Below are 23,830 nucleotides of genomic sequence, written 5' to 3' on the forward strand. Positions count from 1 at the left end.
TCACATTTTCAACTAACCAAAAACCCAACTTTTACATTTGAATCTTCTTTCATCCATGACATCGTTTGCCCTTTATGCAGATCCGACTTCATCGATTTCACCAGCTTCTCAATATTCACGCTTTGCTCATAATGCCTATGAAGCGCAGCCGATACATACAATTCATTTAACTGGGCAAAAGTAAACCCTTCCGTTTGTTTCGCCGTTACTCGAATCAACTCTTCGCTCAGAAGCTTCCCTATCCCCTTTTGTTCTAAATAGATTTGTCTCAGCTCTAAATCTGGAAGCTTGATTTCATAAGCACGGTCGAATCTCCCTGCCCGGTTCATAAGTGCCGGATCAATTTGCTCCGGATAATTCGTTGTCCCAATGAGGAAAATGCCTTCTTTGGAAGTCGCGCCATCCAAAATGTTCAAAAAGTACGACCTCGCCCGCTGAGGCATAGCGTCGATATCCTCAATAACAAGAATCATTGGCGCCATGTTCGCCGCAGCTTGAAACACCTCTTGAATAGATTCGCTACCCGTATTCTCCGTTATTTGCCAATAAGCAACAGGAGCCTTCACACTGCCGGCAATCGATTTGACTAGCGTCGTTTTTCCATTGCCAGGTTTGCCGTAAAGCAAAACACCTCTTTTGTAAGGAAGCTGATACTCTTTGAAAAAAGCACGATCCTCAGCAAAAAACTGATCGATAGAGCGATAAATATCAGTCTTCACTTCGTCTTTCATAATGACCTCCGAACGGTCGACCATGCGTGTAATAGGAGCTAATTCCTTCTCCATGCCATGAGGGCCATCCGTGAAAACAGTCACTTGTCTTCGGTCCAAATCCCTACGCCGCTGCCGGGCATGTTCTAAAAAACAGAGCAGACTCTCATCATCCACAGCAAAAACAAAATCCTCTTCTCCAACGCCATTCATACGAAAGATAGGCACTCTAGCTAATGCGATTCCCCAGGATGGGTAAGCGAAAACGTTATTGCGCAGTGTAGGAAACGTCCGATAGGCCGATACTTCACTTTCCGCATCCATTCCGAATGCACGTGATTCCATATGGTCGAAGATTCTAGTGACGAAATGCACATCATCACTGCCGGTTTTCACATCCTGCTCCAACAGCTCCCAATACTCTTCTTTCCTGTCATCACTCAGATAAGCTTCAAAATGCTGTTCATATTTATCACTAAGCACATTTTGAATGCGTTCCAGCACATAGGCATAGTCCCTATATGCTGAAAGCGAGCGGCCTTCCGACCTATTCGAAAATGTTACTACTGCTGATTCCTCCAAACTTACTCCCTGAAAATAATTCATTTAGCACCTTTTACTGCCGCCATGGGCTTACATTTAGCTACAACCTCAGCCAATCCCGCTCCGACAACACTTTCAATAATTTGATCTACATCTTTATAAGCTTGAGGTGATTCATCTAGAATTGACTCTAACGACCTTTGGTTAACAACAATTTCCTCATCCGTACCTACTCGCATGGAAGAGGCAAATTCATTTAAAGTTATCAATCTTTTCGTCGCGCTGCGCGAGCGAATTCGTCCTGCACCATGACAGATGGAGTGAAAGTTGGCTTTGCCGCCTGGGGCTCCTACCATGATGTAGGATGCTGTCCCCATTGAACCGGGAATCAACGCTGGGTGACCTGTATTTAAATAAGGCTGCGGATTGCTTGAATGGCCTGCCGGAAGCGACCTCGTCGCCCCTTTGCGATGCACAAAATAGGACTCCCCCTCATGCTTTTCCTCCCAAGCATAGTTATGCATGAGATCATAAAGCGTCGTCATTTCAAACTTCGACCCAAACACATCCTTACCAGCCTCACGAATGGCATAGGCAATGAGATGGCGGTTTACAACCGCATAATTGAGCGCTGAATACATCAAATTTACATAAGTCTGAGCTGTCGGATGATCTAATGGCGCAAATAGCAGCTTTGGATCCGCTGTTCCTAATCCGTTCATCCGCATGACCTTCATCATATCATTGCTGCAATATTGACTCACAGAGCCACCCCATGCACGCGAGCCCGAATGAATCATAATGACCACTTGACCATCAAATAGTCCCCATGCTTCAGCCACCTCACGGTTCTCTTCCGCAATCTCTATGGATTGAATCTCCGCAAAATGGTTCCCATTCCCAAGCGTCCCCAGCTGGCGATGTGACCGATGCCATACGTTGTCCGGAAATCGATTCAATGCATTTTCATCCAAAGTAAATTTGCTGCTTTCTACATGTGTAAGCGAAGTCGCCTTGCGCGGCGTATAGCCGTCGGGAATATACTTCTTTGAAAGTCCGTGCAGCCCTTTGGTGACGATGTGTTCCAATCGGATGTCCGAGAAATGTCCACGTACGTGGTCTTCCACGGGTAAGTACTTCTCGATCGTCTTCACCAGCTTGCGGCGCAGCTTCACATCCTTCAGGTCAGCCTTGTGCAAATTCGTCATATGCACCTTCATGCCACAGCCAATATCGCTACCGACAATGGACGGTGATACATATCCGTCATGCGTATTCCATACTGCTGTCGTGCCTATGCAAGTACCAACACCAACGTGTACGTCAGGTGTATAGCTCATATACACTTGATTTGGAATCTGCAAATTGTTGTTAGCCATTTGAAAAACTTGATAATCCAAAGCTTTAAATAATTCAGGTCCTGCGTATACATGCACAACTCCCGATGGGAGCTGGACCTGTTGAATATAGTTTTCTTTCATACGTTTTGTTCCTCTCTACGAACCCCAAACCTCCCTCAGCGCATCTCGGAATAAAGCATCTAATGCTGCTTCTTGCTTTTCTCCAGAGACCGCGATATGTTTGGCAGTTTCTTCAAAATAAGCGATTTGTCGATCTAAATAGTCGTTGATTACTGTAATTTTCGGCTCTAAGTCGAACTCGACGCCAGCCTTCTTACGCGTCAACAACGTATATACTTCTTGTTTTAATTTCGATTCCGGCAGCATTTGCTCCACCAGATCCTCAAAATCCATCGGCGGCATGCTGCCGCGCTCTTCAATCCACTGGCAAGCTAGTATTGGCCGCAACACATAGAAATACTTTTTGATTTTCACATACTCACCCTGCAAATATTCCCGAAAGTTCCCTTTGGCCATATGCAAATAGTGGTACATACTGGACCGTGGAGAAAAAGTTAACGGTGAAAGCTCGCGGATTTTCTCCGTTACACCGTATTGCTCCAAATATTGAATCGGAGACTGCAGCCATTCGAGTAAGGGCGGGTTCGATTTCCGAAACAAGTTCAGTGCCTTTTTCAAATCCCAACCGTTAATGTCGAGCTGATCGCTGATCGGACGCTCAATAACATCTCGTTTCTCGAATAGAGATAAGTACCAGTCTACGGGTCTTACATAGATGAACCTCACATCATAATCACTGTCCTTCGAAGGAAATCCCCAGGCTCTACTACCCGATTCACAAGCATAGAGGATCCGAACGCCTTCCTCTTGTTCAATTCGTTTAAGCTCACTATCTATTTTTCTCGTATCAAAAAATGTCATGGGACTCACCCTTTCTTCGTATGATGTGGACGCAAAAAAGCCATAGACCAACATCGTCTACGGCTTTATCATGTCAAATTTAAACTAGGCCTACTCAAGGAGTACCTACGTATTCGTCATAAGTCCGGTTGAGACCGATGATATGCTTTGCTTTTCAATTGTCAGGTTATTCATAGAAATTTGATTGCGAATCATTTCGTCGGCCTCCTTTCCATTCATTTACAAACATCATACGAGTCAAACCTAAGAACTGTCAATCTGTTGTGACGGGAAAGATTAATTATAATGATCGTGCCCATTAATATAATTTATCATTGCTTGGAAATGTTTTTATCTCCAACAAGCGAGTTCAGCTGCTCTAGTAGGTTACCTCCACCGTTGAAAGAAATCGTCCCGATTTTCTCGCATATCTTCTCCAGAAACTCAAGCTCCTTCAAACGAAACAGGGTTTGGTTCTCATCCATAAGCTTAGCCGTATTGAGCAAGCTTCGTGTAGAAGCTGTCTCCTCACGCCGCGTAATGAGATTGGCTTGAGCCTTCTTCTCAGCCAACAAGACCGTATTCAGAATATCCTTAATATCACCCGGCAGAATAATATCTTTCACACCTGCGGATAAGAACTGCACGCCATAATCTAGACTTTTCTCATTCAAGCGCGACAAAACGTAAACGGTGATTTCCTGTTTCATTTTCAACAAATCATCTAACTTCAATGTACCTACATACTCACGCAAAATAAGCTGCAGCTGAATGTACATCTGCTCTTCGAACGACTTGATTTCAAGAGCTCTAAGCGGATTCAAAATGCGATATTGGCACACAAAGTTGAGTCGCAGTGTTACCTTATCCTCCGTCATCATTTCTTGCCCCGTCATATCCATTTGCTGTTGGCGCAGATCGACGGTTTTCACCGCGACTCCTATAGGTCCCTTCCAGAAATAATATTTTCCGGGTGCCAGCTCCTTTTGCATAACATGGTTATAAAACAAAGCTCCACTTTCGTGACTAGCCACATCAAACGTCTGATAGTAACCAATTAGCTTTGGAATGATAGCTGGATCAATTTCCTTTGGTAATTCAGGATTACGTATATCCGCACGAAGATAAGTGTGCTTTTTCAAAACATTCCAAAAAGCATAGTTCCCGGCTATCAACACCCCAACAAATTTGCCGTCTTCATAATGCAGCACATATTCATTGTCTTGGACAAGCACGATATCCAGCTCTTGTATGAGTATTTCGTCATGCATAAACAGCAGAAGGTCTTTTCCTTTTACGCTAAAAGGCTGCGTAATATTAAGAATAATAACGTTATCATCCGAAAATGGAGACAACCGATATGTTCCAGGCCGTAAGCATTTATAGTAACTGCCTTTACGAAAAAGCAGTCCTCGTTCGTCATTTTGTATCGTCACTTTTTTAAACATGTTATACCTCCTTGAATAATGGATCACATATTTGGAGTCTTCCTGCAATTAGGGCGGAATTCTGCTTAAGAGTACAAGAAATGAATAACAGCCATTTGAAAATTAGTTGGAGTTGTCGAGTTTCACAATCAAACCGTTTATCGTCCAATTCTTAACAAACTTTTGTAAACATTCGTGTAATCGGTATCTGCAGACTGCATAGCCTTAGTGCAGTGTGCAATTTCAAAGCCACAGAAGACTCCAGTACGCGATCAATAGGGGATGTTTTTCGCTCGATTGAAGTCGAGTGCTCTACCACTGAGCTAATCGTTCCACACGATAGGGGATTCGAACCCCTGCACCAGGGGAATGCACGCCGAAATGAACATTACAGTATACAAACACATAGGGATGTGTGAGCACTGCCGGACTATTTGAAATCCTAGCCTTAGTAAAGTCATCCGTACATACATCCAAATTTATGATTATACGTCCATTGACGTCTATCATCACTAGATTTTCTTAAACACCTTTAATCGCAACCATCGGCTTACAAGTCGCCACTACATCTGCTAGCGACGCGCCCACAACACTATCAATAATCTGATCCACATCCTTATAGGCTTGTGGACATTCATCAAGAATCGTTTGCAGGGAACGATGATTAACCAGAATCTCATCTTCCGTACCAACTTTCATCGATTGCGCGAATTGATCGACGGTGACAAGCTCTTTCGTTGCCTTCCGTGATCTTGCCCTCCCCGCACCGTGACAGATGGAGTAGAAGTTTTTCAGCCCTTCCTCTTTCCCCACCATAATGTAAGATGAGGTCCCCATAGAACCCGGGATTAATGCCGGATGCCCAGTTTCTTTATAGGCAGCTGTATTCAGAAAATGACCTGGCGGCAGCGCTCTTGTCGCTCCCTTTCGATGAACGAGCATGGATTGATTGCGGTGAAATTCCTTTAATGCATAGTTATGCATAAGGTCATAGAGTACCGGCATTTCAGTATCCCCGCCAAACACTTCTTTAAAAGCTTCACGAACACCGAAAGCAATCATATGTCTATTACTTACTGCAAAATTCAGTGCGGAATACATCAGATTTAAGTAGGTTTGCCCTTCATGACTTGCAATTGGCGCATATAAGAGATTCCGATCCGGATTTACGATACCCCAACTGTTCATTACTTCTCTGAACACTTTGGTGAATTCTTGCCCCAACATAGCTCCCCATGCACGAGAACCAGAGTGAATCATGACGACAACCTGACCGTCGAACAAGCCCCATTTTGCAGCTAAATCCTTATGTGCCTCTGCCACTTCTAGATACTGAATCTCTATAAAATGGTTCCCGCCGCCAAGCGTCCCAAGCTGTCCATGGGCATACTTACGGATTTTTGCAGGCAAATTCTCAAGGTAGGCGTGGTCGAATTTGAACGAAGACTCTTCAACATGTGTAAGCCACTGTTCATTCGGAACATATTTCTCAGGAAGTCCTTTTAATCCGTTTTGAACGACATCCATGATATCGATATCCGAGTAATTCGTATTCGTACGCTCATTCGTTGGAACATATTTCTCGATCGCTTTGATCAGCGCTCTACGAATTCCCTTGTCTTGAATATCACTTTTGTGCAGGGATGTCATATGCACGCGCATGCCACAGCCGATATCTACGCCAACAATTGAAGGGGAAACGAACCCGTCTTTCATGCTCCAGACTGCCGTTGTCCCAATACAAGTACCAATACCAACATGGGCATCCGGGGTGTAGCTCATATGCACACTTCGCGGAATCCGCAGGTTATTATCTGCCATTTCAAATACTTTGTTTTCAAAGGATTGGAACACATCCGTATTAGCAAAAACATGAAGATTACCATGCTCTAATGTCATTTCGTAATGATTACCGCCGTGTATCTTTGTTTTCATATCCATTTGGTTAACCTCCGTTTTTCTTCTAAAGCTATCTTCGCTTATTTGAGATGGAGTGAACATGGTGAAAGTATGACGACAGGTGAAAAGTTTTCCATTTTCTCCATATCTCTCCCCTGTTACAATAGTTAAAGGTTGAATTGAAGAGCGAGGGATTCAAATGGCTAAGGAAAGCTTTGATAAAGAAATTCAATTTCTGCGTATGCTTGTCCTCACTAGCGGGGCATATAGTCGTCAGCAATTTGCGGAGAGGCTGGGTATCTCGGTCCATACTTTTGATAAAACATTACGTCGGTTAAAAGAAATCGTAGCTTCGATGTATCAACAGGCGCCAGATATGCAAAAGAAAGAACTCGCCGAGATGCTTCGTTACAGCTATTTCGATTCAACTGATCCTATGCTGCTGTTCTTATTTCGAGCAAAGTCATTGAAAGAATCCGAAAGTCAGCGAATATCTACGCTTCTTGCTACTATGAATGTGCAGCCCCTTACCGCTATTGAACTCCTGGACGTATGTTGTAAAGATATCCAAACGGATTCCTCTCTTCCTGACGAGAAGACGATTCGAAACGATTTAAAATATCTGGAAGAAGTCGGTGTCATCAAAAAAGAACCCGGACCACGTCCCTATCGTTATCGCATACATAATGATTTAATCCAAGAGCTTACACTTGATGAGCTAATTGACCTTTATGATTTTATCGATGTGATGTCGAATACGCAGGTACCGTCCGTTCAAGGCTATTTACTGCGAGATGGGCTTAAAAAGCATATGAATCGGACCTCATCGGAACCAGCATCCATAGAACCATTCCTTTATAAATATCATTATCATTCACGTATTTTGGATGAAGCGCATCTGTCCATCCTTCTATCAGCTATTCAAAATCGCTGCAAGATCGATTTCTTATACTTTTCGCCCAAAAATTCGCAATCCTATTCTTCGAAAAATACAAATCCCTTATTTGAACGTGAAATGGAAGGGAAGCTCCAAAAAACATTACCGCTCAAAATTGTCTACGATCACCAATATGGACGATGGTACCTTCTCGCTTATGATTCACGGCATGGCATCAAGAAATATCGGATGGAAGGCATGACTCAGATTGAGCATGGTGAGCGTGTCGACTCCATCCTTTTTGATGAGAAGAAAAGTGTATTGGAAGAGAGTATAAAGCATAGTTGGGTTCTTGATACCGGACGATCGGTTACCTTGAAAGTAAGATTTTTTAACCCAGGTGATACGGGGCCGAATTTCATTAAAGATCGCGTCCTGCTTCAGGGGCAGTGGGGAGAGATTACGGAAGAGACGACAGATTGGTTTATTTTCGAGATAGAGGTTAATGGAACTACGGAAATTAAGCCTTGGATTAGAAGCTTCGGATCCAGCTGCGAGGTGCTTGAACCCCTCTATTTTCGGAATGAGATGATATCGGAGTGGAAGGAGCTTGAGGCGTATTATGAACCTGTTCGAGAAAATATTTAACTATCAAATGATCACGCGGCTGGAGGATTCGGGCACTTTCATGATCACCTCACAGGAAAGGTCATGGCTGAAGACCATGCTTAACCACCCCTCAGCGTCCTATGCCTTCACCCCAGTAACACTAGAAAAGCTTGAATCTGTGCTAGTTGATGAGAACACCTTGGATTTTGCTGAAGCCTTTGTTGAAAAAGCTCGAAGTAAGGAGAAGCAGGTCTATCACCCGATGCTTCGCGCATTACGTCGATTCATTATAAGACAAACTGCTATCCAACTTACTTACAAAGTGAAGGATGATCGGACTTTTACCAATGAAATGGCTTATCCCTATAAGCTTGAGTATTCCTTGGTAAAAAAAGAATGGTACTTGCTCTGGTATCACATCAGACATCGGGCGATGATGAGTTCAAAGCTCGACAAGATTGAATCGATCAAAGAATTGACCATTTCTGCTGAGCGAGTCGCCCAAATTGGCTTAGACATAGAGAAACTGCTGCAAAAACGTCAGATTCATGCAACGATTGAGGTTATAAAGGAATACAATCGGGAGTTATCGCGGATTTTATATGCCTTCTCTTGCTTTGAGAAGCAAGTTGATTATGATGAAATTCGAGAAACGTATACAATCCGATTAACTTTTCTAAATAATGAAGCCGAATATGTCCTTAGCAAACTTCGTTTCTTGGGCAAGCGGGTGCGTGTCACCCAAGGCGATCATTTGCAAAGGAGAATGCTTGAATCGGCCAAAAAAGCTTTGGCTAGGTATGAGGAAACATAGATTATTCACTCAATTCCACCCGTGCCAATTGGGATTGAACCATCATCTTATCGTAATGATCCGGATCATTCTTCTTCGAAGTTAGCAAGGTACCCAGGATCCCTCCAAGGAATCCAAGCGGAATAGAAACAATCCCTGGATTATTCAAAGGGAACAGCGCTTCACAACGAATCCAGCCTGACGATGGATCCATCACATTGGGACTTAGAATCACGAATAAGATCGAAGCGATAAGTCCCGTTAACAGTCCGATTATGGCACCAGTTGAATTGAATCTGCGCCAGTACAGCGTAAGCACAAGTAAGGGCAAGTTCGCAGAAGCAGCTACTGCAAAAGCCAGAGAGACAAGGAATGCCACGTTTAACCGCTGGGCACCTAAAGCAAGTATGATAGACAATACACCGACCACTACTGCGGAACATTTGGCAACCAGCATTTGCTGGGCCTCCGTGGCTTTTCCTTTTTTCAATATACTGCTGTAAATATCATGGGAAAAGGCGGACGTAGCCGCCAGCACCAACCCCGAGACTACAGCCAGAATCGTGGCAAAAGCAACCGCTGAAATGAACGCCATCCAAAACTCGCCGCCAAGTGCCTTGGCAAGTAAAGGCGCCGCCATATTGTCCTCGCCTAATAATAATGTTCGGTCAACGAAGGCCGCTGCACCAAAACCAAGAAAGATGGTCATCACATAAAAAGCGCCGATTAGCCAAGTGGCATGAATGACGGAAGACCTGACGGTCTGCGCCTCTTTGACTGTATAGAATCTGGAGATGATGTGCGGCAGTCCTGCCGTCCCCAATACCAAAGCCAGATTAAAGGAAAGCGTATCCAAGGGTCCCGAAAATAAATTCCCAGGCTGCACAAACTTCTCCTTTAACGGAGTGGCCTGCGAAACATACATATACAGATCATAAATATTCCAATGAAATCGGGCAAGTACCATCAGGCTGATCATAAAAGTACTGCACACGAGTAGAATAGCCTTGATAATTTGCACCCAAGAAGTAGCAAGCATACCACCGAAAGCCACATAAATGGTCATCAAGCTGCCCACTACAAGGATGGCAGAGGAATACTGCACCCCAAGCAGTAAATGAATGATCCCCCCTGCGCCAACCAATTGAGCAATCATATAAAAAATCGTGATCAAGATATTGTTAATCGCCATACAACCTCTAAGATTCTTCTCTTGAAACCGCACTGCGATCGCATCTGCCATCGTAAAACGTCCTAGATTATGCAGTGGTTCTGCGATGATATAGAGAACAACCACGTAGGATGCTAGGAAGCCTATAGAATAGAAAAAACCATCAAAGCCATAAATGGCAATTGTCCCCGTAATACCAAGAAAAGAAGCGGCACTCATATAATCACCGGAAATGGCCAGCCCGTTTTGAAAGCCAGTGAGTCGATTTCCAGCCACATAAAAGTCATTCGTGTTCATTGTACGTTTAGCAGAATGGTACGTAATAACTAGCGTCCCAATCACTACGGCCACGAAAAAGACAAACGCGAAAAAATTCATAATGAACCGATTCCTTTCTTGGCTGCTCTTTATTTACTACTAAGAGAATATCATATTTAAGCTCAAAAAAAGCAAAAACATGCAGCAAGCCTTAAGAAAGGCTGACTGCATGTTTTTGGCGTTCAAGAGAATAGGCTGCTTACATACCCGTATTTGCTTTTACATTAATTTCCGTATATTTCACATCGTCTCTTTGTGTGGAAAGCATCGTTCCAACAAAAGCTCCAAGGAACCCAAGCGGTATGGAGATAATGCCAGGATTAGCCAAATTAATAAGCGGATTGCCCACCAGAATCGCCTTCCCTGCCTCTCCCCAAATATTTGGGCCCACGGCAACAAGTAGGATACAGCTTAATAGTCCACTTAACATACCGACAATCGCACCAGTCGTGTTAAACCTTTTCCAGTAGACAGTGAAGAGAATGACTGGCAAATTAGCACTTGCCGCAACAGCGAAGGCAATAGATACTAGGAAAGCAACATTGAGCTTTTGAGCAAACAGTGCAAAGATGATCGAGAGCACGGCTACACCAATCGAAGCGAAACGGGCTACTTTCAATTCTTCCTTATCCGTCGCTTTGCCTTTACGAACGATTTGTCCGTAAAAATCATGGGAGAAGGCCGAAGCGGCAGAAAGCACTAATCCGGTAACGACCGCTAATATCGTAGCAAAAGCAACCGCTGAAATAAAGGCAAACAAGAAGTCCCCGCCTAGTGCTTTGGCTAACAGCGGCGCAGCCATGTTCCCACCTTTATCAATCGCTGTGATATCCTTAGCGCCAACAAATGCTGCAGCTCCAAAGCCAAGGAATAAGGTCATGACATAGAAAATACCGATAACCCATGTTGCCGAGACAACAGAACTTCTTGCTGTAGCCGCATTTTTAACTGTATAGAAACGAGTAAGAATATGCGGCAATCCAGCAGTTCCGAGCACCAAGGCAAGGTTAAGCGAGAGCGTTTCAACCGGAATCTTATATTTGTTACCCGGATTTAAAAACGCCTCTTTCAATGGAGTCGCTGTTTTCAGTTGGGTAAACATTTCGGAAATACTGAAATTAAATTTCGCTAGAACGATAAGTGATAGAATCAGCGTCCCACCCATCAGAAGGACCGCTTTGGTAATTTGCACCCAACTCGTGGCTCTCATTCCGCCAAATACCACATAGATGGTCATCAAGATACCCACGATTAATACAGAGGTATAGTAATTAAATCCGAATAGAAGTTTGATCAAAGCACCCGCTCCTACAAGTTGCGCGATCATATAGAAGATGGAAATAGTGATCGTGTTTAATGCGGCAACCCCACGAACATTCTGGTTAGCAAATCGCGCTGCGATCATATCTGCCATCGTATATTTCCCCAGATTTCGAAGCGGTTCCGCTACTAAATAGAGGACGACAAGATAGGCAACTAGAAAACCTAGACTGTAGAAGAATCCATCAAATCCAGTCAAGGCAATCGTCCCTGCGATTCCCAAGAAGGAGGCTGCCGACATATAATCCCCGGCAATCGCAAGCCCGTTCTGCCACCCCGTTAAACCACCGCCGCCCGTATAAAATTCATTCGAGCTATCCGTTTTCTTAGCTGCATAATACGTAATAATCATCGTTAACAAAATAATACAAAGAAATAGAATGACGGCAGTTGGACTCATAACGAAGTACCCCCAGTTTCCGATTTTATTTCTTCAATTTTTCGGTCGAATTCCTTGGATTTCCTGGAGTAAATGATACATAGCGCCCAAGTCATCAGAAACTGTGCAAAAGCGTACACCCATGCCCATGAAATAGGGCCGATTGCCGGATTATTCAGTACTTTGGTGTAAGAGGTTAAGATAGGCAGTGTAAAATAAAAAAGAAGGAAAAAAATCGTCATCGGAATGATAAATCGCTTTTTGCTGCCGATTAATTCCTTGAATTTTTCAGATTGTGCCACTTCCCCATAATGTATTGGCTTGTTGTTTGACATTTGCACGTCCCCCCTTAAATGTAAGCGCCTTCAGCTTGATTATATGCGAATTTCCGTCCTTTGTATGAAGACTGTCGCGAATCGTCATATTCCCCGCCTGAATTGCCTAAAAGGGAGTTTTAAACGGTTTCACTTTCATTTGAGCAGCCTAAACAACTCTTTGGCCATCTCCCGCGAAACGGGTATTTGCGTTCTTCTTTCATTTTTCAAAATCAAATTAAAAGCGCCATTGAACCATGGAACTAATTCATCGATACCATTTAAATTAACTAAATAACTGCGATGAGGACGAAAAAAAGGCAGTTCCCCGAGCTTATTTTCTAGCTCCTGCAGGCTCATTTTGGACATATAAATCTGGTTGGAAAACGTATAAATATGGATGCTTTTCTCTTCCCTCTCGGCATAAAGGATAGTCTCAGGATCAAGCAGGACATGCTTCTCCCCATCTATGATCAATAGCTTATTCCAGTTCCTTGCTTTGGAGGAAAATTGCATTTTGCTTGGCCGTGATTCCGCCATCAGTGGGCTATTGGAAAGCTTGCTGCGAATCCGATCCAGTGATTCCTTGAGACGCTCGTGACTATAAGGTTTAAGTAAATAATCAACAGCATTCAACCCGAACGCCTCAACCGCATGGTCATCGTGGGCCGTTGTGAATACAATTAGGGGCGCATGCGCAGCCATTTTTAGCATTTGGGCGGCTTGCACGCCGTCTAATTCCGGCATTTGAATATCCAAATATATAGCATCTGGCTCCCATTCTTTCACAAGCTCCAATAACTCCTTACCGTTGGAGGCATGCGGCATCAACTCAACATCTTCTTCCATCCCCAACAGATAGATCAGCTCTTTACGGGCCAGCCACTCATCTTCAGCAATCATGACCTTAATGGTTCTCATCTGCGTATACCCTCCTCTCCGTACTTGTCCCAGGAATGTTAAATGAAAATCTACATCCGCCATTTACATGATTTTCGATAAAAAGCCTTGATTCCTGGCCAAATAAGCCGATTAGTCGTTGATTGACATTGTAAACACCTATCCCGTTCCCTTCGCTGCTATTTATTGGTACTTTGCCTAATTGCTCAATCACTTCAGGACGTATGCCGCTCCCGTTATCTTCGATTGATATTTGTAAAGTATCCTTACAGCTCAACACTTGTATTCGGATTCGCCCCCCGTGATTCCTATCTTTCAATCCATGTTTGATACAGTTCTCAACTAAGGGCTGCAGTGTAACGGGAGGAATCATAGCTATCAGCAAATCAGAGTCCAACTGAACTTCCATCGTGATCTGATCCTTGAATCGAATCTGGATAATTTCCAAATACGACCTAAGGTGCATGATTTCCTGTTGGATCGAAATGGTATGGGACGCAATAAGCTTGATGTTAAGCCTCATATAAGTACTAAGCTGCATGGTAATGTGCCTTGCCATATCAGGCTCAATTCGAATTAAGGAGACAATGGAGTTCAATGTATTGAATAAAAAATGAGGATTTATTTGCGACTGCAGAATCCTTAGTTCGGATTCCTTCATTAATGCCTCCATATTCTCATGCATGGCAACACTAAGCTGATAAGACAGCAGTTTGCCTAATCCTTCTGCAAGTACGATTTCAACCGAACGAATTTCCTGTGGTTTTTTAAAATATAGCTTGATCAAACCGGCAACATGTCCAGCCTGCTTGATCGGAACTATGATCGCAGCCCGAAGTGTTCTATGATTCGGTTGGATGTCCTCGTGGTTCAGAGCGATTTGCAGCTTACCTGTACCAATGGCTTGTCGTGAAAGCTCAGAGCGAATCGGCTCACCGGGTATGAGAATCCTATCCCCGAGCCCAGCGTGAGCAAGAATGTTCTGCGTATTGGTCACTGCAACCGCAGCTGTCTTAAGCTCCCTTAGCAGCAACCAAGCAATCGCATCTGCCGATTGATAGGTCAGTCCCTGCTTCAGATGTGGCAGCGCAGCTTCTGCGATATGCAGGGCGCGCTGTGTTTCATAAGCAACCGCGCGTTCCTCTTCCCGAAATACAACACGCAGCATGGTTGTGAATATCGCGATGGAGATGCTGTTCGTGAGCACCATCGGAATGCCGATCAAATCCACAAGTTCAATAGCCTTCTCGGATGGCGTTGATACAATAAGGATGATTCCCATCTGTACGATGGGCGCGAACATGCCGATAAAAATGGCTTTAACTGGAGAAATGACCCGTTCCTGCAAGAAGAATCTCGCCACTCCGCCCGCTAACAATCCGATCAGCGGAGCGGCGATTCCGCCTGCCAAACCGGTAAATCCACTCATCATATATAAGTGGCATCCCGTAATTAAACCTGCACCGATCCCGACAATCGGACCTCCCATTAAACCTCCGATGACAACGCCAACCAGAGCGGAATGGGCTAATGCTTGATCGGCCTGCAGAGGAAAGATCCAAAAGGAAGATGAAATGACTCCCCCCTCGATCACCACTCCTGCATAGGTGCCAAGAATGCCAAACAAACCAAATAAACAAATGAAATAAATTGTATTCATAACGGACATTTTTCTGTCCAGAAGCTGACGTACGATAGGAATTCGCGTCAGGATAAACGTCACGATCAACAGAATACCCATACGCTCAAAAAGCAGAAGTGCAAGCGCCTCCATATTCCCCCTCCTGCTAGTTAACACGATAACACGATGGCTTAATCAAAATCATTCCATGTGTAGCCTTCTTTTTGCCAACGGCGTTCATCCCGGCAAGAAGAACAACGTTTTGGTGGATCCCAGCCACGCATGCGGAAAACATCCTGTTCCTCTACCTTCCATTCAAAACGTTTTCCGCATTCCCAGCATTTAAGTCGTTCCGCTTCGCGCGGTTGATGGAACAGATTGGAAGTCATATCCATTTGAGGTGCTGCACCTTCTAAAACTAGGCGACTCTCCCCCTTATTTTGAAGATGAGCAATTACTTCCATTATCGCTTTCTTCACCTTCTGATAATCGACAAGCTGCCATCGCTTGAGCAGTGGAATGAAGCGTTCATCCGAAGTGCCCGCAACTTTCTGTAAGAAAAGCAAAATCATGCCTCGGTTGCGATCTTTCAGATAGGACATATCTATATCGCCAATTCCGGCTTCAATCCACTGGCTCCACTGATGCAGCAGCAGGTCAGTCAGCTGATCGCATTGGATCAGCCATCCTTTTTCTGTGAAAATAAGCAGGGGCATATCGCGATTGTACTCCAACCCAAGAAAATCATTCTTGATCATCCAATCGACTCGTTCTGTAATTTGCTCTAGAGTCAAGTAACTATAGAAGCCATAGGCGACATTCTTGTTCAATTCCAGCTCCAACAGCTTTTTATCGCGTGAGCCCTTTAAAATTTTGGCCAACATGCTCCTTCCTCCACTACCGATCAAACTATCTGCCGCGTGAAGGATATAACGGATTTCCTCTTCTTTTAAACTAGCTTCCAGCTCCGGTTTTGACTGCTTCTTCTTATGATTCAATGTGGCCATAAACAGCCGTTCCTCCTACTAATGTCGGATTAACCAGCTTCAATCAACAGTTTCTTTTGCAGACTCATTCTAGTATTGTATTATTAATTATAGACAATATTTTAATATAGCAAAACTAGAATAGAAAGGTTGTTCTCCGTGCTGCGGCATTGCATAGATACATTTGGCTCTCATAAACAAGAATAGTCTGCCTGAACTCCGGTGCGTAACGACGGGAGACTGGGCAGACTTTCTTTAGAATCTATTTACTTTTCAAGCCGCTAAATGAATAACTCTATCTGCTTAACATCCCCTAATCTTTCAAGTGAAATCGGCGCGTAATCACGGAAATAAGCCTGATTAATTTCCTTTTCTTTGGTCATGACTAGCTTGCTTCCATTAGCCGCTTGTCTAAGCCTGCAGCTAAAGACGACAGGGAAATAGTCTTTAAGAAATTTCCCTTCCGCATGAGCGGTGAGCGCTATGATCTGGAAGCCAAGCTGCTCAGCAATAAAAAAGACAGGACTCAAGACATGATCGCTCGATGCTTTCCCGAACGGATTATCCAAGATGACGGTGCGATGTCTTTTCATATTCGCTTGAATATGCTGACGTTTTTCAGCGACGTAATTGAGTAGCCCCAAGAACAAGGTCATATTCTTGCTCCATTTTTCCCCGCCGGACCAATTATTTGACTGCTCCCACGAGAAGGAAGCCTTCGTTACGTTATTCTCATTGGTTACTTTGCGGCAGGATACTTTCATCGGCCTTTCTTGCAAAACAATGTGCAGAAGCTGCTTGGTATCCAACCATTTTTCAATCTCCTTGCGAACCGTCGATTTCACTTCCTGCCCGCTGTCATCACGGTAGTGGCCTTTTTCCAGTTCGGCCAAAATCCATTCCAGATGCTTGCGCAGATGGTCCTTAGCCTCAAGTTCATCCCATTCGGGAATTTGGAACGAGTAAATGTGCTTCCACTGATCCTCGACCTTGACTCTGGTTTTGTTCGGGATATCGCGAAGCTCAGAAGCGATCAGCTTAATATGGCTGTGCACATGAATGATATACTGCTCGAGCTGCTGATTATGTGTGCGCATCGTTTCTTCTGCGACATGATTGACACGTTCAATCCGGCTGTGCATTTTCTGTTGAAATTGCGTTAGCTCCTGATAGTTGTCTTTTTTCTCGACACCTTGCTCGGCCATATCTCTCATTTTGACATCTTTGATCTGTTTCCGGCAAAAATCAATAAAGTGAAGTCTGGCCTTTTTCACGGATGCCTCTTCTGCTTCCAGTTCTTTCATAACAGCAGAGAGCGAAGTCACAGATGTCCTGACCATTTTCATTCTGTCATACGGAAACTCCGCTTTCTGCTCCTGTGCGATGAAGGCTGCCTGAATGAGCGGATTTTCAAACCCATGCATGATTTTGTACTGATTTAAATATTGGATAACCTCTTCAATTTTGCTTAATTGGACTTGGATTTGCGCATGTTGCTGCTGTAATCCCATTTTCTGCTGTTGCAGACGTGTATCCTCACTGTGGACTTGCTCATCCACTACACTCAGTGACTCCGTAAAGGTTAGAGGCAGCCCACCCGAATGCGCAGCGCTATACTGCTCAATCAGAAGTTTAATCCTCGTCGCCAGCGCATCAAATTGTTTCTCGACTCGCACGAATTCTTCTTTATCACGTGTCAACCGAGATTCGTGTTCCTTGAGAGCCGACAACAGCTCCGACATCTGTTCTTCGCCAGTGACCGAGAAGGCAAGATCCTCATTCAAGTTCAGGTCCGCTTGTTCCAGTCGGAGCTTGCTCATCTCCTTCTCCAGCGTTGTTCTGCTGGACTTGGCATGGCTCCATTCTGCTTCAAGCTGCTGTCGCCCTTGAGATATGTGATTTAACTTGAGATGCAAATCTTTTCGTTCTGTTTTCAACCAATCTAAGCTATGACTCGCTTCAATCGGCTGCATATCCAGCATTTCGATATACAAATCTTGACTTTGAAGACTCGCTTTCTCCGTTCTCAAATAGTTCATTCTGCTTTTCACGTCTTCGATTTGCAGCTTCACTTGCTCCATGGAGCGCTGTCTGCTCTCCCACTTGCTTTGCCGATCTTCTGACTGCTGGGCAAGCTGGTCGATGACCCCATTCAAAGAGTCGATTTCTTTCCCCAACTCGACATATTTCCGCCCTTTTTCAATCCACTGCTGAAGCTGAACCATCTCACCTTTTTGTTCTTCCATGATGGAATTGTGCTGCCCAATCGTCTGCTCAACCTGGCGAATGGATTTCCGAATGGCATCCCCCTGGCTCTCTAACTCACGCACTCGTTCGCGATTCGTTCCAACTTGTCTTTCCATTTCTTGCACGACCTCAAGCGGATAGGAAGCAATGAATCGACTGAAAGAAGCTTGTAGATCGGAAGTGCGCTGCAAATCGCGTTCCTTTTCTTTTCGTGTCGTCCGAACTTCTTCCCCTTTTTGCGATATCGTTTGCTTCCAGCTCACGAATTCGGCTTCGTCCGCATTATCACGCCAATGCTGCGGTTCAACCCAAGCGTTATCATCCACAGCAGGCGGTGTATCACTATTGGCAAGACGCGCTGCTTCCTGTGACGAGATCACTTGAATCGGGAACTGCATGTCCTCCGCATACTGCCGAAGCTTGCTCGTTACTAACCCAACCTCACCTTCGGTCGTAATTAACGTCACAGACCAAAGAGGTTGAGTCATCGCCCGTTCGGTTAGCTCCAAGCCCTGCAAATATTGAATGCCTGTCTCCAATAAGGCGAACTGATTTCTCCACTTGTCCACTAAGCCTGCCACATAGACATCAGCAAAAAATGTATGCTGGTAGCTGTAGTCATCGATATAACGGAAAGCTAGACGCTCCTTCAATAAGTAAGCTTCCTTCTCCAGCTGCTGCTTTTCCGTATCCTCTCTAAGCCGCTCTTCAATTGAACTCTGCTTCTCATAAACGGAGGAGAGTCTCCCCCATGAGGACTTGTACGCAGCAATTTCGGCAAGCATGGATTGATGTTCTTTTTTAAACGCTTCGAGATTTTGCTCTGAACCGGCACGTTCCACGTAGGCGATCTTGAGGCTTTCACTCACACCTTCCAGTTCTCGCTCGCTTTCTTCTTTACCGAATGCCAAATCCTTGTTCTTCTGCACAAGCTGCACATTGCTGTCATCCAACTTCTGATAACGCTGAATCCAGTCCGTCATGCTGCCTTCCATGCTTTCGACGGGTAGGTTGGTCAAAACATCGGCTCTCAGCGCCTCTTTATCTTTCTCGCGCGCCTGCACGATAGATCTATGTTCAATGAGCTGCTTATTTAGTTCTTCTAGTTCGCTTGACAGCTCTCTAAGCATCGTTTCCTCTAAATCGGTCCTATTCTGATAAGCAGTTAATTCCTGACTCAGTTTCTCTTCTTCAACCTGCCACTCTTGCTCCATCTTGCTGTAAATACTGCGAATTTGCCCGCCATTATTGAGCCATGCCTCTCTGAGATCAGCCTCTTCCTCGGTATTGCCGAACCGATCCAGTTCACTTTGCAAATAGTTCATGCGCTCCTCGGCTGAGGTCAACTGCTGCCTGTATTCGGCCAAACGCAAAGAGTAGTAGTGCTGCTTAGCACTTCGTACAAGCGTTTCTTTGAGCTCAACGTCTTCCTCAACCAATCTGAGCTTTGTTTCCAAGGCGGATTGCTCCTGCTTTTGCTTGGCAATATGAAGCGACTCCTTCTTCCGAGCCAATACCTGCAATTGCTGGTCGCATTCTGACATCTGATTATGCCATTGCGAGAGCTTGGCACTTTCCTCATTCTTCTGCTCATTCACGAGCAGCCAATAGGCCTTCGTTTCAGCTTGAGCGGCTGCATAAGCCATCTGTTTGGTATCCATTTTGGCAAAATGGCGCACATAGCCATCCAGTTCCACGAGGATTTTTTTATTTTCTTCGATTTTCTCTTTTAATTCTTTATATTTTTTGAAGCTGTCCCTATGCATTTCAAAATTATTCGCGAACTCGCCCTGCTCATAACCTGCCATAGCATCTTCTACCGTTGGGATCAACAAGCGATCGAACAATTGGCTCGTCGTTTTACATTCATCAAAAAAGCTCTCAACACCGCCCTCTGAGCTATTGATCTTGGCAATACGATCCCACTCTGATGCGATAATGTGATAATCGTTTTCCAATATTTTCTTGTACTCTTTCAACGTGGACGGCAGCTTCGCATTCATTCTTTTCGACGTCATCTGGTGGTAATAATCATGAATTTCACCCTTATCGGCTGATCGAAGACTGCCCGCACTTTCCTTCACAAAAGGAATCCGATCAATAGCATCCACATCAAGCTCTGGATAGTCATAGACATACCGGTAGGAGTCGATTCCCGTTGCTGTCAGAAACAAGCTGACGCAAGTTACCACATATCTCCGTGGACGTTCACTCAGAATCCACTCGATCGCGATATGCGCAGGACCATTTTCCAGACTTAACGTATCCTTCATTTTTCGTCCGGCAAGCTCTGCATGCGGAAGAATGGCTTGAATGGCAGACTGGATGAAAACCGTCTTGCCTCCTCCATTTTCGAGCAGGATCGCGCCATTATGCCCATCGAAATGAAACAATTCATCGTTGTAGCGCTTATTCCCATCCTCATAGACCACATTCGTAAACCGAATTTTAGAGATCGCTGGCATGTTCGCTTCCCTCCCCCTCAAACGCATCGCTTTGATATAAAAACTCCAAAATACCTCGGTTATACTCCAATTCCATAAAATAACGCTGCACAACCACTTTGGCCTTTTCAGTCAAGGCAATTTCTTGGTTGCCAATATCGATCACTAACTCTTGCGCAACCAGAAACTTGCGGACAGAGTCCATAAAGCTAACCCGGCTAATCGTATTCCCGCTTTGTCTCGCCGCTGTCTCCTTGATATCGTCCATGGCACTCCATTTCTCAATCAAGGCCGTCCAGTTATATGAAAATTCCTGCTCCATCTCTCTTAATTCTGCTTCAGGATGCGTCTTCAATAACGCAATTCGCTCATTCACAAGCTCTGTCCACTCTTCAATCCCGATGAAACTTCTCGTAGGCTCCATTGTTTGATAGCTATCATAGAAGGCGCCAATTAGCACTATAATGCTGACATACATCAGATAAAGATCCGCATTCACGGCATTCGCCCGCAGATAGGTGCGTTTAATTACTTCGTTATTCAGATGAAAAGGCGATAGCCGTGTCTCCGGTATCATATACAGCTGTTCCCCGGCAATGATCGTAACGCAATCGACTTCTCGCGCGAATTGATCCACAAGTCCACGCACCACGTCGTCCGCCATATATTCTTGGAGCCATTCTTTGCCCACTGCATTATCGCGAGCGAGCAAGGTATAGATGCGAAAAGCTCTCATTACAGTCCCATTTTCAAGTCCAATTGTCATTCTGTTCTCCCCACGAAATCAACATATTCTGTATGCTAAACCTGTCGTTTACCTTGATAATATCCTCTTGCTCAATAATAACCAGACAGCGTCTGCCCAGAAGCATATACATGTCTTCCAGCAACGACCCCGGCTCTTCTTTTTGCTGATTATCTCTATCATCCGCCTGAAGCGGACTTCTTTGATGCAAATAGATCCAAAAATCATAGAAAGCTCTTTCGTTCAGCAAGCTTGCATGTTCGCTCTCTCCGAACCACTGAATAAACGGTTTCAACTCGACTTGACCCTGCTCTTCCATCATTTGCAGCAGCAGCTCCATAAGAAGCATGTACAGCTTTTTCTGCATCGTCTGATACCGATATTCCTCACTGTCTCCGCCAAGCTCCAGGAATTTGTCATCCCGCTCCTGTCCGCTGCCGTCTTCGAGCATATTTTGCTCCGCCCAAACGGTCAAGAGCGACCACATCTTCGTCTCTTGAATCGGCAGGAACGGTGCCAGCACACCTTTCATCGTTTCCAAAGGCAATGGCGTACTAAAGATTAGAGAAGCAATATCCTGATCAAAATTAAAGGAATCCAGTCCTGTATAATATAAGGATTCTTGCGCCGCGCCCAGAGCATGTGATTTCAAGACCATACTTTGGTGAAAAAGAACCGAATGCTCGCCATGCACCTTCTCCAGCTCATTGGATATGCGCAAAATCAGTTCATAAGGCCGTTGATCCGCTTGTCTAACAGTTTGTGCCTGAACGCGGTCCTTGGTCTCCTTCACAAACTGCCGCAGTTCCTCGAACTCTTCATTCTCCATCTGCAAGCGCAAATAAATATCTTCCAGTAGACCTTTATAACGTCCGAATGTTTCTTCAGATACGATATTCCTTTTCAACTCATGCTCCAGCTTGACCATCCGCTCCTGCAGAGCTTCCACATCAATTCGCATCTCATTAATTTGCCGCAGCGCTCCTTCGAACTCACCCTTTTCCAATTGCTTGCGCAGCACCAGCTGATGAATCGATAATTGAAATTCGGTATAAAATTCCTTGGTCGCAAAAATAAGCTCCAACCCATCTTCGTCGAGCGTGTAGTACTGTGTATTCGTTTTTAAGTCGAAAGCGTTCGCTTTTAGAATCGATATGTAAATATGCTCCGTCAACCCGGATTCCCAATTCATAAATGTAAAATCACGCTTTTTCCCAGTCGTCGGACGAAACACTTGTGTAATCTGCCGGGCCAGATCCTCAAATCCGGCTTCATCCAAATCGATGAAAATCCCCGTCACCTTCAACAGAAACTCGGCTAAGTCCTTGACACCCGCCTTGTTATTGCGCATCAACTTCTGCTCAAAAAAATATAGAAGCGTCAACAATCCTAGCTCCATGAAATCTATCGGTTTGTTTTGCCGATCGGTTTGGCGCTTTCTCTGAAGCTCATAGAGAGGATCAAAAAGTGCCAGCTTGGTCATGCGTTCCCGAAACCCGGAAATAACCTGACCAATTTCTACGTAATCCATGCTGTGTGCCTCCAAATCGTACAAAGCTCATGTGTAGGTAATATTTCTTGCGGGAAGTAACCGCCGGCTGCTAAACAGCCATTGATTTTTATTTGTTCTTCTTCTGTAAAATGAATCAGGAACTCCTGTAAAGCCTGCTCAAAATCACGTTGGTTTTCTTTGCCGGAAGCAAACTCCCTGCTTAGACATGCTCTGTAAAAAGGAAGGGCCAAACGGGCCGGTCTGCCAAAAAGAGCCAGCACACGCTCATTGAATAGATGCCAAATGTGGATTCCTTCTTTATCTATATCGCCAAAATAGTAGAACTCATGAGCAGGGTCCCTGAGCGGAAGCTGCATCGGCAGCAGCTCAATGCTCTTCGTTACACGATATCCGCCGCCAAAAATTAACGTCGTGAACGGGACATCCGTCAAAACTTGCAGCAGCGCTTGATAGGTCGTTTTATTTTCAACAATGAGATGTCGGTGCACGGCATTCGTTATGCTATACGGATTAACCGCAAACATCAAGGGATCATCCACACCGTCAGCTTCAAGCTCTAGTATTGCACCAGCAAATTGTTCATCAGTACATGGATGCGCTTGAAATATTAATTCTAGTTCTGAAAGTGAAACTTTGTTTTTCTTAATTGATTGTAGATGCGTGCGTAATCGAGAAATGGGGTCCATACTGATATGCTCCTGTTTGAGAATGTAAACCTATTATATCAAAATTTCAAAGGTTGAAGGATTCGTA

17 protein-coding genes are annotated in these 23,830 nt (G+C 44.6%); 2 read left to right on the forward strand and 15 right to left on the reverse strand.

All coding sequences use genetic code 11. The features are described 5' to 3' along the window. Positions 1-8: 8 nt before the first annotated feature. The 5 genes from NYR53_RS27055 to NYR53_RS27075 form a co-directional block, all read right to left on the reverse strand. Positions 9-1,316, reverse strand: a complete 1,308-nt coding sequence (locus tag NYR53_RS27055; protein ID WP_261302193.1) for an AAA family ATPase — start codon at positions 1,314-1,316, stop codon at positions 9-11. Next, positions 1,313-2,734 carry an RtcB family protein gene (locus NYR53_RS27060; RefSeq protein ID WP_261302194.1) on the reverse strand — a complete coding sequence of 474 codons (1,422 nt, stop codon included), beginning with the start codon at positions 2,732-2,734 and terminating at the stop codon, positions 1,313-1,315. The genes NYR53_RS27055 and NYR53_RS27060 overlap by 4 nt, the downstream gene beginning before the upstream one ends. Positions 2,735-2,749: 15 nt before the next feature. Further along, on the reverse strand, positions 2,750-3,535 hold the full coding sequence (locus tag NYR53_RS27065; protein ID WP_261302195.1) for a nucleotidyltransferase domain-containing protein: 786 nt from the start codon (positions 3,533-3,535) through the stop codon (positions 2,750-2,752). A gap of 311 nt (positions 3,536-3,846) precedes the next feature. Then, positions 3,847-4,962, reverse strand: a complete 1,116-nt coding sequence (locus NYR53_RS27070; RefSeq protein ID WP_261302196.1) for a slipin family protein — start codon at positions 4,960-4,962, stop codon at positions 3,847-3,849. A gap of 501 nt (positions 4,963-5,463) precedes the next feature. Then, on the reverse strand, positions 5,464-6,876 hold the full coding sequence (locus tag NYR53_RS27075; RefSeq protein ID WP_437180200.1) for an RtcB family protein: 1,413 nt from the start codon (positions 6,874-6,876) through the stop codon (positions 5,464-5,466). Between the two features lie 163 nt (positions 6,877-7,039). On the opposite strand from NYR53_RS27075, the gene NYR53_RS27080 reads away from it, so the two are divergent. Then, the gene (locus NYR53_RS27080) at positions 7,040-8,365 is read left to right on the forward strand and encodes a helix-turn-helix transcriptional regulator (protein ID WP_261302198.1); all 1,326 of its coding nucleotides are present in this window, start codon (positions 7,040-7,042) and stop codon (positions 8,363-8,365) included. Continuing rightward, the gene (locus tag NYR53_RS27085) at positions 8,340-9,140 is read left to right on the forward strand and encodes a WYL domain-containing protein (protein WP_261302199.1); all 801 of its coding nucleotides are present in this window, start codon (positions 8,340-8,342) and stop codon (positions 9,138-9,140) included. Before NYR53_RS27080 ends, NYR53_RS27085 begins: the two co-directional genes overlap by 26 nt. Position 9,141: 1 nt before the next feature. Here the strand turns inward: NYR53_RS27085 and NYR53_RS27090 are convergent, their stop codons facing one another. From NYR53_RS27090 to NYR53_RS27135, 10 genes are all read right to left on the reverse strand, one after another. Further along, on the reverse strand, positions 9,142-10,668 hold the full coding sequence (locus tag NYR53_RS27090; protein WP_261302200.1) for a solute symporter family protein: 1,527 nt from the start codon (positions 10,666-10,668) through the stop codon (positions 9,142-9,144). 139 nt (positions 10,669-10,807) lie between these two features. Beyond that, positions 10,808-12,328, reverse strand: coding sequence for a solute symporter family protein (locus tag NYR53_RS27095; protein WP_261302201.1), 1,521 nt, complete (start codon positions 12,326-12,328; stop codon positions 10,808-10,810). Further along, entirely contained in the window at positions 12,325-12,642 is a 318-nt protein-coding gene (locus NYR53_RS27100) for a DUF485 domain-containing protein (RefSeq protein WP_261302202.1), read from the reverse strand. The genes NYR53_RS27095 and NYR53_RS27100 overlap by 4 nt, the downstream gene beginning before the upstream one ends. A 135-nt stretch (positions 12,643-12,777) precedes the next feature. Beyond that, a complete protein-coding gene (locus tag NYR53_RS27105) occupies positions 12,778-13,542 on the reverse strand; it encodes a LytR/AlgR family response regulator transcription factor (RefSeq protein WP_261302203.1) in 765 nt (254 codons plus the stop codon). Then, positions 13,529-15,295, reverse strand: a complete 1,767-nt coding sequence (locus NYR53_RS27110; protein ID WP_261302204.1) for a LytS/YhcK type 5TM receptor domain-containing protein — start codon at positions 15,293-15,295, stop codon at positions 13,529-13,531. Before NYR53_RS27110 ends, NYR53_RS27105 begins: the two co-directional genes overlap by 14 nt. Positions 15,296-15,333: 38 nt before the next feature. Beyond that, the gene (locus NYR53_RS27115; RefSeq protein ID WP_261302205.1) at positions 15,334-16,149 is read right to left on the reverse strand and encodes an RQC-minor-1 family DNA-binding protein; all 816 of its coding nucleotides are present in this window, start codon (positions 16,147-16,149) and stop codon (positions 15,334-15,336) included. A gap of 260 nt (positions 16,150-16,409) precedes the next feature. Next, positions 16,410-20,840, reverse strand: a complete 4,431-nt coding sequence (locus tag NYR53_RS27120; RefSeq protein WP_261302206.1) for a coiled-coil domain-containing protein — start codon at positions 20,838-20,840, stop codon at positions 16,410-16,412. Then, positions 20,824-21,585 (reverse strand): DUF6063 family protein, encoded by a 762-nt coding sequence (locus NYR53_RS27125; RefSeq protein WP_261302207.1) that lies wholly within the window; start codon positions 21,583-21,585, stop codon positions 20,824-20,826. The genes NYR53_RS27120 and NYR53_RS27125 overlap by 17 nt, the downstream gene beginning before the upstream one ends. Further along, positions 21,569-23,095: a replicative DNA helicase gene (locus NYR53_RS27130; RefSeq protein ID WP_261302208.1), complete on the reverse strand. Its 1,527-nt coding sequence runs from the start codon at positions 23,093-23,095 to the stop codon at positions 21,569-21,571. Before NYR53_RS27130 ends, NYR53_RS27125 begins: the two co-directional genes overlap by 17 nt. Then, positions 23,083-23,763 (reverse strand): Wadjet anti-phage system protein JetD domain-containing protein, encoded by a 681-nt coding sequence (locus tag NYR53_RS27135; RefSeq protein ID WP_261302209.1) that lies wholly within the window; start codon positions 23,761-23,763, stop codon positions 23,083-23,085. The genes NYR53_RS27130 and NYR53_RS27135 overlap by 13 nt, the downstream gene beginning before the upstream one ends. Between the last annotated feature and the right edge of the window lie 67 nt (positions 23,764-23,830).

Origin of the sequence: Paenibacillus andongensis, from assembly GCF_025369935.1 — a bacterium.
GTDB lineage: Bacteria > Bacillota > Bacilli > Paenibacillales > NBRC-103111 > Paenibacillus_E > Paenibacillus_E andongensis.